The sequence below is a fragment of the Nakamurella sp. A5-74 genome (genome assembly GCF_040438885.1).
Taxonomy (GTDB): Bacteria; Actinomycetota; Actinomycetes; order Mycobacteriales; family Nakamurellaceae; genus Nakamurella.
The window spans coordinates 1985555-1998934 of the sequence record NZ_CP159218.1 but is presented as its reverse complement, the minus strand read 5'-3'; the positions used below and the strand labels follow the sequence as shown (position 1 = coordinate 1998934).

9 protein-coding genes are annotated in these 13380 nt (G+C 70.7%); 3 read left to right on the top strand and 6 right to left on the bottom strand.

The window, feature by feature from the left end; genetic code table 11:
• The first annotated feature begins 132 nt into the window (after nucleotides 1–132).
• Both ABLG96_RS09230 and ABLG96_RS09225 read left to right on the top strand, forming a co-directional pair.
• Complete coding sequence (locus tag ABLG96_RS09230; protein ID WP_353651041.1) at nucleotides 133–564, top strand: SRPBCC domain-containing protein; 432 nt, start codon at nucleotides 133–135, stop codon at nucleotides 562–564.
• Nucleotides 554–883: a metalloregulator ArsR/SmtB family transcription factor gene (locus ABLG96_RS09225; RefSeq protein WP_353651040.1), complete on the top strand. Its 330-nt coding sequence runs from the start codon at nucleotides 554–556 to the stop codon at nucleotides 881–883. Before ABLG96_RS09230 ends, ABLG96_RS09225 begins: the two co-directional genes overlap by 11 nt.
• Before the next feature lie 63 nt (nucleotides 884–946).
• Here the strand turns inward: ABLG96_RS09225 and ABLG96_RS09220 are convergent, their stop codons facing one another.
• From ABLG96_RS09220 to ABLG96_RS09195, 6 genes are all read right to left on the bottom strand, one after another.
• Complete coding sequence (locus ABLG96_RS09220; RefSeq protein ID WP_353651039.1) at nucleotides 947–2431, bottom strand: FGGY-family carbohydrate kinase; 1485 nt, start codon at nucleotides 2429–2431, stop codon at nucleotides 947–949.
• 365 nt (nucleotides 2432–2796) lie between these two features.
• Nucleotides 2797–4179, bottom strand: a complete 1383-nt coding sequence (locus ABLG96_RS09215; protein WP_353651038.1) for a hypothetical protein — start codon at nucleotides 4177–4179, stop codon at nucleotides 2797–2799.
• On the bottom strand, nucleotides 4176–4751 hold the full coding sequence (locus tag ABLG96_RS09210) for a sigma-70 family RNA polymerase sigma factor (RefSeq protein WP_353651037.1): 576 nt from the start codon (nucleotides 4749–4751) through the stop codon (nucleotides 4176–4178). The genes ABLG96_RS09215 and ABLG96_RS09210 overlap by 4 nt, the downstream gene beginning before the upstream one ends.
• A 447-nt stretch (nucleotides 4752–5198) precedes the next feature.
• Complete coding sequence (gene recG / locus ABLG96_RS09205; RefSeq protein ID WP_353651447.1) at nucleotides 5199–7469, bottom strand: ATP-dependent DNA helicase RecG; 2271 nt, start codon at nucleotides 7467–7469, stop codon at nucleotides 5199–5201.
• Nucleotides 7470–7495: 26 nt separating this feature from the next.
• Nucleotides 7496–8410 (bottom strand): hypothetical protein, encoded by a 915-nt coding sequence (locus tag ABLG96_RS09200; RefSeq protein ID WP_353651036.1) that lies wholly within the window; start codon nucleotides 8408–8410, stop codon nucleotides 7496–7498.
• A gap of 278 nt (nucleotides 8411–8688) precedes the next feature.
• Nucleotides 8689–10041, bottom strand: a complete 1353-nt coding sequence (locus tag ABLG96_RS09195; protein ID WP_353651035.1) for a family 1 glycosylhydrolase — start codon at nucleotides 10039–10041, stop codon at nucleotides 8689–8691.
• 117 nt (nucleotides 10042–10158) lie between these two features.
• On the opposite strand from ABLG96_RS09195, the gene ABLG96_RS09190 reads away from it, so the two are divergent.
• Nucleotides 10159–13380 carry a BTAD domain-containing putative transcriptional regulator gene (locus ABLG96_RS09190; RefSeq protein ID WP_353651034.1) on the top strand — a complete coding sequence of 1074 codons (3222 nt, stop codon included), beginning with the start codon at nucleotides 10159–10161 and terminating at the stop codon, nucleotides 13378–13380.

The window sequence follows — 13380 nt, the reverse complement described above, 5'->3', positions numbered from 1 at the left end:
GAGCGGTGCACCCACCTCCCGCTGATCGAGCGACGAGGAACGAGGAGTCGAGATCCGAAGATGCCCCTTGTGGCAACCGGTCAGTTGCTATAGCGTTGCAACCGTACAGTTGCTACCAACGAGGAGGACGACATGGCATTCCCTGATCAGATCGAGCGGACGATGGACATCGCACGACCGGTGTCCGATGTCTGGGCAGCGCTCACCACGGCGGACGGGCTCAGCTCCTGGTTCGGCCAGCAGGCGACCATCGACCTGCGGGTCGGCGGCGAGCTCACGATGAGTTGGGACGACGGTCCGACGATCGAGCTGCGCGTCGAGCGGGTGGACGAACCGACCGCTTTCGGATTCACCTGGCCCATCGACGGTCTACCGAACGGCGACCCGCGGCGCACCTACGTCGAGTTCACGCTCGAACCGGTACACACCGGGACCCGGGTGCACCTGCGGGAGAGCGGATTCGCGCAGCTCGACGACGAGCTGTACGCGCAGGCGTTCGAATCCCACTCGGGCGGCTGGACGAGCGAGCTGGGCGAGCTGGTGGCACATCTCGATGCCGCCTGAACCCGAAGTGATTGCGGTGCAGGTCTTCTCCGCACTCGCCGACCCCACCCGCCGGGCGCTGCTCGCCGAACTCACGGCGGGCGGGCCGGCGACCGCGACCGACCTGGCGGAGCGGTTGCCGATCACCCGGCAGGGCATCGCCAAGCACCTCACGCTGCTCGCCGAGGCCGGCCTGGTGGTGCCCGAACCGGGCGAGGCGCGCCGGATCCGCTACCGCCTGAACACGGCGCCGATGCAGGTGGCGCAGCAGTACCTCGCAGCGATGGCCCATGACTGGGACGACCGGCTGGCCGCACTGCGCAGTCACCTGGAGGGCTGAGCATCCCGTCGGGCTCGGCGGCGTCCGGCCGACAACCGGCCCCGCTCCCGCTCGCACTCCGGGTCAGGACTGGCGTGCTGCCAGCGCGTGGGCGATGTCCCTGGTGGATTCGTAGAGGCAGCGGTACAGCTCGAATCCGCTCGCGTAGAGCTCGTGGTGTGCGAGATCTGGCTCGACGGTGCGTGCGACCGGGTTCCAGTCGTCCATCCGGACGTCGGTGACGGCACCGGCGGCGAGGAACGCCATTCCGTAGCTGGCGCCGACGGAGGTCCGTCTGAGTTCCTGCGGGACACCGGTGACGTCGGAGACGATCTGCGTCCACAGCTCGCCCTGGGTGCCGCCGCCGACCGCCACCACCCGGTCGATGCGCCCACCGGCCGCTCGGAAGAACTCGATGTTGTGGCGCACCCCGTACGCGGTCGCCTCCAGGGCAGCCCGGTACACATCACCGCGGGTGTGCGAGACCGTCAGACCGGCGATCACGCCGCGGGCGTCCGGGTCGTTGACCGGAGTCCGCTCGCCGGCGAAGTACGGCAGCATCAGCAGACCGTCTGCCCCGGCGGGTGACTCCGCGGCCTCGGCGAGCAATGTCGGATAGTCGGGCGATCCGTACAGCTCGCGCAGCCACCCGGTGATCGCGCCGCTGGTCGCCATCCCGCCGGCCAGGTTGCGGGTACCGGCGAATGCGCCGACGGTTCCCCACAGGGTCGGATGGCTGGCCGCCTCGGCGACGGTGTTGATCATGAACATGGTGGTGCCGTACATCAGCATCAGGTCGCCCACCCGATGGGCGTCGACGCTGATCGCCTCCGCCCAGGCGTCGATCGTGCCGCAGACGACCGGAATGTCCTGCGGCAGGCCGGTTTCCGCGGCGGCATCGGCCGAGACGCTGCCGACGACCTCGTCGGAGAACGCCAGCTCCGGGCGTTCGATCTGGGGGCAGATCTCGTCCCACCACTGCTCGTTCCAGACCTCGCGGGCGGTGTCGTAGAGCGGGGTCGACTGACTGGCCGACTGGTGATCCAGCACGTAGCGGCCGGTCAGTCTGCGGACCAGGTAGGAGCTGGGCATGTACAGCCGTCGGGCGGCCCCGAACACCTCAGGTTCAACGCCTGCGACCCAGCGGATCTTCGGGCCGACCGCCTGCGAGGAGAGCATGGAGCCGCCCAGCCGGAAGATCTCCTCGGCACCCAGCGCGGCGTCGAGCTGCTCGATCTGGGCGCCGGCCCGGCTGTCGACGCCGTACAGGATCCCGGGCCGCAGCAGCGCATCGTGCTCGTCGGCGAGCAGCAGGCACGGTCCCATCCCGGAGGCGCCGACCGCGACGACCTCGGCGCCGTCGGCCGCTGCCAGCAGTTCCCGGGTGATGGAGACGAACTCCTGCCACCAGATCGTCCCGTCCATCTCGACGTGGCCGGGCCTCGGCCGGTCGACGCGGTGTTCACGGGTGGCGGACGCGATCACGGCACCCGCGAGGTCGACCAGCACCCCCTTGCTGCTCGACGTGCCGATGTCGACACCGACCACGACCTGACGGGGTGCGCTCATGCTGTTTCCTCTCGACGCTGAGACCGATGCGGTTTCTCCTGCAGGTGCCCGCGCGAGAAATCGTTTACTCGGTGGAGTGCATGGAACCAGAGCCGACCCGGGCGATCAAGCCGCCTCATGGACCGGACCTGCCTGGGTCTGGTGACGGAGGACGGCCGCGCGCTCACGATGTGTGCAGGAGCTCCTGCGGAAATGCTCGGCGAGGGGCCATTTTGCGGCAGCCACAGTGTGGATCCATCGATCACCGACCCTGTTCTTGTCACCCAGTTCGCCTGATCAGCGGCTCCATCGCCGACCGGATGAAGTTCGGTGCGACGGGGTCTCACCTCGCTGCGCTCGCTCGACCACCGGAATTTCTGATCGGGTCAGCTGCTGGGCAGCAGCGGGATCGCCGCCCAGTGCACGCCGTCGGTCGACGTGCGCCCTGGCGAGGTCGCGCCGGAGGTGTGCTCGAGGAAACCCCACGACGTCCGCTCCCGAAAACTCCCGGCGGCACAGCCGGCGCCGAGCTCTGTGGCGGTGCCGCCAGCATCGATCCGGTAGGACCGGTCGAGCTCGGTGCACAGCTGCAGGGAGCCCGCGCCGCCGATGGCCGCCCCGATCTGGGTGCGTGGTTCCATGCGGGCGGCCGCGGTCCAGACCGGACGCCAGACCCGACCGCCGTCCGCCGACCGGTGGATCGCCAGCAGGCCGTTCTTGACGTCGTCATCCGGGTGTTGGCCGATGACCTCCAGCCAGACGACTGACGGACCGGCGAACACCAACTGGTACCCGAACACCGGGCGGCTCGGCTTCGTCGCAACCGTGCTCAGCGACCAGCTCCGCCCAGAATCCGGCGTCGGACCGGCCACGATCGAGCTGCCGCGAGTGCCGACCAGCCACCATCGACCATCGGGTCCGGGCACCACGGCGGACGGGGTGACGCCGGCGGGTGCGGCGAGCGTGGTCCAGCTGCCGTCCTGCAGATCGACGACGATGCCGGGGCGCGAGCAGCCCAGATCCTCCGACACTGCCACGCACTCCACCGTCGGACGGCTGCCGGTGGGGATGGACGTGACCGGTCGCCGTGGGGCCGTCTTCGACCAGGTGCGACTGCCGTCGGCGGAGAACCAGGAGGGGTGCTGGCGATCGCCGGTGGCGAAGCGGATCAGCACGCGCTCCGCCGAGAGAGACACGATGTCGGCACCCCAGCCCTTGTCGGTGGTGCTGTCCGGGATGGGGCTGGTCATCGCTGTCCAGGGCTGCGGCGCCGTGGCGTCGAAGCGCCACACGCCGTACCGGCACCGGGCGGCGCTCTTGCTGGGGTCGTCGCACTGCTGGCTGACCGCGAACCCGTGCTGCGAGTCGCTGAGGCTCAGGCCGATTACCACCGGAATCGGCGAGGCCGGAGGGGGCGACGCCGGTGGGATCGAGACCGACGACGCGGCCGCCGGAGACGGCAGGCTGCTGGGCACCGCAGTGGTGCGGATCGGTGTCTGCGGTCCGGCGGGACCTCGGTCATCGGCCCGCAGCGACCCGACCAGCGGCACCACGACAATCGTGGCGCAGACGGCAGCCACCGCCGCGACCGTGGCGACCGCTCGGCGGCGGGTCGTCCTGGCACGCACGAGGATGGTCGCGAGCGGTGGCGGCGAGACGGTCAACTCGCGGCGGGCCCGGTCCCAGCGTTCGCGACCCGCCGGGTCGCCCACCTCGGGTGCACCGTTCTCATCAGCGGCGCCGGGGCGCCGTTCGCCTGGCTCGATCATCGGGGTTCTCCGTCCTGGGATGCGCCGGTGGTGCCGCGGTCATCGAACCGGGACCCTTCGGGAGTGTCGGCGAGCAATGCGGCCAGTGCGGTGCGACCACGCGCGAGTCGCGACTTCACCGTGCCGAGCGGCACACCGAGCCGCGCCGCGATCTCGTCCATCGGCAGATCGGCGAGGTGGAACATCACGAGCACCTGCCGCTGGTCGGCGGGGACCCGTGCCAGCGCGTCGACCAGGTCCAACCGGGACGGGACGAACTCGGCAGGGTTGACCGCGGCCCGAATGCGGCCCTGACGGCTGCGCAGCTCCTCGTCGTGATCGTCCGAAGATCGACTGGTGAACAGCCGACTCCGCCGGAACCGACGACGCGCGGCGTTGAGCGCGACGGTGGTCAGCCAAGCTTCGCGGTTGTCGACCCCGGCGAGCGTGCTCCGCTTCGCGTAGCCGCGGGCGAACGCGTCCTGTACCGCCTCCTCTGCATCGCCGAGGTTTCCGGTGAGGCCGAACACGATGAGCACCAGGCGGCTGTAGGACGTCCGGTACAGCTCGTCGAACCAGCCGCTGTCGGACACCCCACCCACCTTCCCGGACCAGCGTCCACTCTCGGGCCGACCGACGTCGGCGGCGTCGGAGACCACGGTCATCACGGCGCTACGGCCGTCGCGCGTCGAGTCGTCATGCCCCCACGAGTCACGACGCCACCAAAAGGTTCCGACCGACGGGATCTCGACTCGCTCGTTCCTCGCTCGCTCGATCGGCGCAGGAGTGGAAGGTTCTCGATGCGCTCATCGCCATGAGCTCACTGGCGCGACTATCGATGGGGTGACAGGATCTCGTCGCGCTCCTTGGTCGCTCGCTCGATCGCCGAAGATTTGCGGAGCAACCAGGTTTCGGGCCGGGGATGAGGGGCGACGCGGAGCCCTCTGCAGCGTCGGACGCGCCGGCGAGCGTGCGAGCCGGCGCGTCCGCGCGAAGCCTGCGGAGCGGCGCTGCTCATCCCCGGCCCCGCACAGTCCTGCCTACGCCTTATCGAGGTACGCCTGACCCTGCTCGTCGATGACGTCCTGGGCCATGGCCAGCAGTCGGGGGAACTTCGAGAAGCCCGGGTCGCCGGCGACGAGGGCCTGGGCGTCGTCCCGAGCGTCCTCGACCACCTCGCGGTCGGTGCGCAGCGAGAGCAGCTTGAGCGACGAGGTGCGACCGGCCTGCGAGGTGCCGAGGACGTTGCCCTCCTGCCGGAGCTCGAGGTCGCGGTCGGCGAGGGCGAAGCCATCGCTGATCTGCGCCACCGCATCCAGCCGCACCCGGGACGGCGACGCCTCCGGGGCTTCGGTGACCAGCAGGCACACTCCCGGCGCGCTCCCCCGGCCGACCCGGCCGCGCAGTTGGTGCAGCTGCGACAGCCCGAACCGCTCGGCGTCCATCACCACCATCATCGTCGCGTTGGGTACATCGACGCCGACCTCGATCACCGTGGTCGAGACCAGCACGTCGATGTCGCCGGCGGCGAACGACTGCATGACCTCGTCCTTCTCCGCCGGCGGCAACCGGCCGTGCAGCCGGGCGAGCCGAAGGCCTTGCAGCGGCCCGGATTCCAGCAACGTCGCGACCTGGTCGACCGACAGCGGTGGCCGTCGCGCGGTGGTCTCCTCGGGTTCCGAGTCCCAGTCGTCCGGTTCCCCGAGCTCCTCGTCGTCGGCACTGCGCGCCCTGCTCCGGCCGGGTTCATCGTCGCCGATCTTCGGGCACACCACGTAGGCCTGGTGGCCGGCGGCGACCTCCTCCCGGATGCGCAGCCAGGCCCGCTCCAACCACGCGGGCCGCTCGGCAGCCGGGACGACGGTCGTGGAGATCGGCGATCGCCCGCGCGGCAGTTCCGACAGGGTCGAGGTCTCCAGATCGCCGTAGACGGTCATCGCCACGGTGCGCGGGATCGGCGTGGCCGTCATCACCAGGACGTGCGGCGGTGAGCCCTCGGGTCCCTTGCTGCGCAACGCATCGCGCTGCTCGACGCCGAACCGGTGCTGCTCGTCGATCACCACGAGTCCGAGTTCGGCGAAGAACACCCCGTCGCTCAGCAGCGCGTGCGTCCCTACGGTGATGCCGGCCTGTCCGGACGCGATGTCCAGCAGTGCCGACCGGCGGGCCCCGGTCGCCATCGATCCGGTGAGCAGGGTGATCCGGGTGGCGCGTGAGTCGGATCCGAGTTCGCCTCCGGCCCCGAGCGGTCCGAGCACGGACCGCAGGGAGCGGGCATGTTGCGCCGCCAGCACTTCGGTCGGCGCGAGCATCACGGCCTGCCGACCGGAGTCGATCACCTGCAGCATCGCGCGCAGCGCCACCACGGTCTTGCCGGAGCCGACCTCGCCCTGCAGCAACCGGTTCATCGGGTGGATGGTGGCCAGGTCGGTGGCGATCTGTTCACCGACCTCGTGCTGCCCCTGCGTCAACTCGAACGGCAGCGCCGAGTCGAAGGCCGCGAGCAGTCCGTCGTCGATCCGCGGGCACGGTTCGGCCGGGAAACTGCGCGCCTCCTCCCGTCTCCGTGCGAGGACCAACTGGATCGCCAACGCCTCGTCGTACTTCAGCCGCGCGCGGGCGTGATCGAGCTCGGCGCGACTGCCGGGTCGGTGGATGTGTCGCAGAGCAGCGCCGAGACCGACCAGGCCACGGGTGGCGAGGAGCTCGTCAGGGACCGGGTCCTGGATGGGCCCGAGCAGGTCGAGCACCACCCGCACACTGTTCTGGATCACCGACTGGGTCAGCCCCTCCACCAGGGCGTAGATCGGGATGATGCCGCCGGCGAACTGTTCGACCACCTCGATCGCCGTCTTCGCCTCGGCCGGATCGGCGATGGAGTCCAGCGTGTCGGGCGTCGACACAACGGCCCACTGCGGTGACGACAACTGCAGCTCGCCGCGGAAGTCCTTGACCGTCCCGGAGAACATCGCCTCGGTCCCCGGTCTGAGCACCTTCGCGATGTGGAACTGGTTGAAGAAGGCGCAGGTGAGCTGCTTCCGGCCGTCGCCGATCGTCACCGTCGTCACCAACTTGAGGCCGCCGCGGCGCCCGCCGCGCCCGCTGCCGGGTTGCAGGGAGCGGTCGTGGACCTTCACGACCTTGGCCCAGACCGTTGCCTTCTCCCCCACCACCAGAGCACTGAGGTCGGTGAGCTGCCCCCGTTCGGAGTACTTGCGTGGGTAGTACCGCAGCAGGTCGCCGACGGTCTCGACACCGATCTTCTCGACGAGCACCTTGCCCGGCTTCCCGGTGATGCCCGCATCGCGCAGCGGCGAGGCGAGGGTCAGCGGGCCGGTCACGGCATCGTCCCGTCCAACGGCGGCTCGGTGCTGTCGATCGTCAGCCCGAAAGGGGTGGCGATCGCATAGATCTCGCTCACCACCACACCGGGGTGCACCGTGTGCACGTGGTAGTCGCGGACGTCCTCCACCGCGCTGGGCCGGCACTCGACTGCCGTGCCGTGGGCGGCCAGGGTGACGGCGATGCGCTGGTGCACCGCGGCCGGGCCGTCGACGGTGAAGCGCACCTCGGCGAGGAACCTGCGGGGTCGACAAGCGCTCCGCTCGTCCTGGTCGGACGGCACCCTGTCCCACCCGGTGGCCGGCGCGACCACGTCGCGGAGGGCCCCGAGGATGCCCTGGAGGATGCTCCGCAACCGTCGGTCGTCGTCGGCCTCGGTGGTTCCGGCAGAACCGTGGCCGACCACGCGCTCGGGTGTCGGGTCGCTCATGAGCATCGCCTGCACCGTGTCGTCGACCGCCCGGACCACCTGGTCGAGATCGGCTCCCTCGCCGGACATGTCGGCGGCGGCGAGCCCGACCCGGTCGGCGAGGTCCACCGCACCGAAGCGTGCTGCGACAGGCCAACTGAACCGCAGTTGTGCGGCCCCGGTCACCAGCCCGGCCACCAACGAGGTCGGTTCGCGATCGGCGCCGGTCGCGGCGATCCCGGCCGCGATGCCCACCAGATACCCGTACAGGGCGACCGACACCGCGTCCTGCTCCGGCTCGAGCGCACCGTCACCGGCGTCGAGGTCCTGTTCGAAGGTGGTCAGATCCTCCCCCAGCACCGCCGCCCGCACCGCCGAGAAGCCCGTCCCCACGGCGGCCCGCTGCTGCGCGGTCAGCTGACGCAGCAGAACGGTGGGGCGGTCGGGCTCCAGCACCCGGGCAGCCCACTGCGCGATCAGCTCGACATCGACAGCGCTCACGACACCATCCTGCCGTCCCGGACCGACAGCAGTGACGGGGCCGTCCACAACCCGATGGGCCGAACGTCCGGTCGGGGTGTTGCCCGGCCATTGCGCGGTCGCGATCTGCTGGTTGCACCAGCCGGAGTCGCGACGACCACCGGGATGGCCGTCACCGTTGCGACCCCGACGTCACCAGCGGCGGACCGGACGAGCACATGTGCCGCTGCTCGGACGCCGGAGGCGGCCACAGCACGGACGAAGGCCCTGGCCGCCCGGCTCTCAGGTGCGGGCCGGCGTCATCCACCCGGGGCGTCGATATCTCCGGAGGCCCTCTCGTCCACACCCGTCCCCGGGTCGGTGCGGCTGCGGACCAGCTCCCGGTAGTGCTGAAGAACAGGACGCGGCGTGGCCGTCCCGGTCTGCGGATCCACCGCGATCAGGCCGGACGGTCTCGTCATCCCGTCCCCGAACTCCCAGCCGTCCGTGAGATGGCCGTAGGCAAAGCTCTCGACCGGTACCCCTTGCCGGACAGCACTTTCGGTCGCCTCCAGGTGCTCACGAAGGTGACGGGCGCGTCGCTCGTCCTCCCCGGGACCGGTGAAGGAGGCACCGACTTCGACGCGGATCGGCGGCACCAGCGCATGGCGCCGGTGCAGCATCACCAGTGAGCGGTGCAGGTCGTCGGCCCGGACCGGCCAGCCGGCTGCGGTCAGCTCGACGTCGTCCGGCTCGACCATGCTGAACGGCACCGATGAGTTGTCCTGGGCAGCCGCGATCGTCCGGCCGAACTCGAAGCGCACGCCGTAGAAGTCCAGCGGGGCCGAGATCACCGCTGCGTCCTCCGGCGCCGCCGCGTCCAGGGCCGCACCGGGGAGATGGTCGAAGGCCGCCGGGTAGTGGCCGTCGAGCACAGCGCCGGCCACCAGCTCGTTGTGAAAGCTGTCGTACCAGGCCGCGGCGGTCCGATCCGCGTCGGAGGGTGTCGCTGGATCGGCCACCGTGTGGTCGGCCAGCGGCCCCACCCGCACTTCTCGACCGGCGGCGGTACGGATCGCGTCGACGGCGGTGCCGTGACCCAACAGTGCGTGGTGCAGGGCGGTGAAAGCGCCGCCCAGCAAAACGATTCCTGGTGCATCGACCCCGAATCCGTAGCCGTGGAAGGCCGTTCCGAACGGATCGACCATCGTGACCCACCGGCTGACGCGATCACCCAGCCGCCCGGCGACGTCCGCCGCGTACTCCCCGAACAACGCCGAGGTGTCACGCTCCAACCACCCACCGCCCAACATCAACTCCAGCGGCAGGTCACCGTGGTGCAGGGTGAGCACCGGCTCGATCCCGGCGCCCAGCAGCAGATCGACCCACCGCTCGTAGGAGTCCAGGGCGGCCTGTTCGGTGTGCACCCCGTCCGGCCGGACCCTGGCCCAGTTGACGCCGAACCGGAACTCGCGCACGCCGAGCTCCTGCACGGGCGGCAGCAGCGTCTCGATCCGTTGCGCCGGAGCGGATCGGGGGCCGGTCCCGTCCGCGGTCCGTCCCGCTGCAGCAAAGGTGTCCCACACGGTGTCGGCGCGGGGAGCCTCCCCTGCCCCGTCCGCACCGTCCACCGACAGCGCTGTGGAGGCGACACCGAACATGAGACCTGCCATCGGGCGGTACCTCCTGCAGCTCGACCCGTGATGCTTCCACGGACAGCATCCATCATGACCGTCCGCGGCCGCCGCTCACCGCACCCCGGACCCGTGCGAGCTGACTACGCTGCGGGGGTGTCCGTTCGCCTGCAGTTGCTCGGCCGGCCCGCGTTCGACGGGCAGCCACTGCCCCCGGGACGCGGCACCGAGTTGATCGCTGCTCTGGTCGGCGCCGGCGACCGCGGCCTGTCGGACTCCGCGCTGATCGACACGCTGTGGGGTGACGAGCTCCCCGAGCATCCCCGCAAATCGTTGCAGATTCTCGTCTCCCGGGTGCGGTCACAGGTCGGCGACATCGTCGTCCGCAGCGGCCCCGGCTACCGCTGCGGCCTCGCCCCGGACGAGATCGACGTGCCTGCCGCGACCGCCGCAGCGCACTCTGCGACGAGCGCGTTGAGCGCCGGCGACCCGGCGGCCGCGGTGACCCACGCACGGCGGGTCCTGGAGCTCTGGCAGCACGCCGACACCAGCGGTGCAGGCGCGGGCGTGCTGGCCGACCTGATCATCGATCGGGTGATCGATCATCAACGGGCACAACGGATCCTGGGCATCGCGACCGCCCGACTCGGCGATCACGCCGCCGCTGCTCCGGCGCTCGCCGCGGCGGCCGGGACCGATCCGTGGGACCAGGAGGTCCGGGTGGAGATCATCCGCGGGATCGCCGCAGGGGCCGGAACTGCTGCCGCCCTCGATCACCTGGAGGAGTTCCGCAGGAAGCTGCGGGACGAGCTCGGACTGGATCCGGATGCATCCTTGACCCTGCTGCAGACCACTCTGCTGCGCGCCGATCAACCCACCACCCGCACCGGTGTCCGCCACCCGACGTCCGGGCTGCTGGGCCGGGACGACGACGTCCGCGAGCTGCTCTCCCTGCTGGGACGTCGACGGCTCGTGTCGGTGGTCGGCCCCGGCGGATTGGGCAAGACCACCCTGGCCCACCTGGTCGGATCGGCGGTGGACGCTTCCACCGTGGTGTTCGTGCCGCTGGCGGGCATCAGCGGTCCGGCGGCGACGATCACCGAGATCAGCACCGTGCTCGGCGTCTGGGAAGCGCGGCCCGCGCAGCTGGCCAGGCTGCGCGCCGGCCAACAGGGATCGATCCCGGGCGCCGTCGCCGCTCTCGGGCAGGGCGCCGTGCTCATCCTGGACAACTGCGAACACCTGCTCGACGACGCCGCGGCCACCGTGACCGACCTGTTGGCCGCATCGGCCGACCTGCGAATCCTCGTCACCAGTCGAGCACCCCTGCAGCTCCCGGGCGAAGCCGTGCATCTACTGCCCGAACTGGACCGGGCGACCTCGGTCGAGCTGTTCACCCGGCGTGCGGTCGACGCGGGACATCCGGTGCTGGACTGGACCGACCTCGAACACGCTGCAGTCGACCGGTTGTGCGCCCGACTCGACGGTCTCCCGCTCGCCATCGAACTGGCCGCGGCCCGCACCAGGGTGCTGTCGGTCGTGCAGATCGACCGCCGGTTGGACGACCGGTTCGCGTTGCTGCGCGGCGGATCCCGGACGGCGCCGGAACGCCATCGCACCCTCGAGGCGGTCATCGACTGGAGCTGGCAGCTGCTGGACGGCCCGCAGCGGGAGGCACTGCGCATCCTGTCGGGTTTCGCGGACGGTGTCGGTCTGGACGCAGCGGAGTCCGTGCTCGCCGACCTGCTGCCGGAGTCGGACACACTCGACGTGATCGAGCAACTCGTCGCCCAGTCCATGGTCGTCGGGCCGGGCCGGCGGGAGGTGTCCAGGCTGCGCGTCCTGGAGACGGTGCGGGAGTTCGCCCTGGGCCGGATGGACGGTTTGCCGCTCGTCGAAATCCGGGCCGCGATCGTGCGGTGGGCGGCCGCCGGCTGCGACCGGGCGGCCGAGCTCTACGGTCCAGAGCCGTTCGCGATCATCGACTGGGTGCGCGAGGAGCAGGACAATCTGGTCGCGGCGCTGCGCTGGGCCGTCGAGGCCGACGACGTGGCAGCGGTCCAGCGGATCTTCCTGGTGCTGTCCAGCCTCTGGTTGATCGAATCCGCCTACACCCGGGCCGGATCGTTCACCGATCCGGTGTTCGAGGTGGTGCGTCGGGCGCTGCCCGATCTGCGGGACCTCGACGACGAGGACGAGCGGCGACTGCGCGCCGTGCTGATGATGATCGCCCTGTCGTCGATGCTGTCGCCCGGCCGTACCGGTGTCCGGGCGACCGTCGCATTGCGGCGTCGACCCGCACCTGCCGTCGCCGACCAACTGGACGCGTTGACCATCGTGCTGGCGCGATCCGGCGAGTTCCGCCGCTTCGAGGGGACCGAGGCGGATCTGGCGCTGGCCGGCGGTAACCCGTATGTCGTGACCGCCGCCGCTCTGCTCGCCGGTCAGTGGTGGGAGAACCTGGGCGACATCCAGCGCACCCTGCAGGTCACCGAGCTGTCGGTCCGGGTGATCCCCCGGGACGCCAGCCCCTGGCTCGCTGCGATGGCCAGGGCGAGGCTCGGCGAGGTGCTGATGCAGACCGGCAGGTTCCAGGAGGCGAGCCTGCACCTGCGGGATGTGCAACCGATGCTCGCCCGGATCGGCGCCTGGGGTGATGTCTGGCAGGCGAAGTTCGGCATCGCACTGGGACATCTGCATGCCGGCGAGCTGGAACTGGCGCAGGCCGTGATGGCGGGGGAGGCCACGAACCTCACGGACGAGCTGGGGGCGCTGCAGCCGCTGGTGACGGCGACCCGTGCCGAGCTCCTGCTCGCCGGGGGTGACCTCAGCGGCGGGCTCGAGCAGTGGCGGCAGGCCACCCGCGAGGCGCTGGTGCGCGAGGACCAGATGGGCGAGTCCGGGCTGGAACCGTGGACGCTGTCGATGGAGGCCCTGTGTGTCATCGCGCACGTGCGTCACGACGCCCGCTCGGAGATCACGGAGCAGGCTGATCAGCTCTGCCACAAGCTCTTCCGGATCATCGACCAGCCGCCGAAGGTCGGTGCGGCGCCGCTCTTCGGCGGCCTGGACATCCCCGTCACCGGAGCGGTGACCCGCGCAGTCGGGTTGTGGCTGCTGCCACTGGATCCCGATCGCGCCGTGCAGCTGCTCGCACTGGCCGAGCGACTCTCGCCCAGCCGGACCTGGCCGCAGCTCTCACCGGAGCGGGCGGAACAGGACGCACGGGCAACGGCCGGCGCGCTCTTCGACGAGGCCAGGCGCGCTTCGGCGGACTTCTCCCCCGAGCAGGCGGTCCAAGCCGTACGCACGATGCTCCCCGCGCAGTGGAGGCGCGCAGGGAGCATCGCGGAGGCGGCCGAGTCCTCGGGAGGCTGA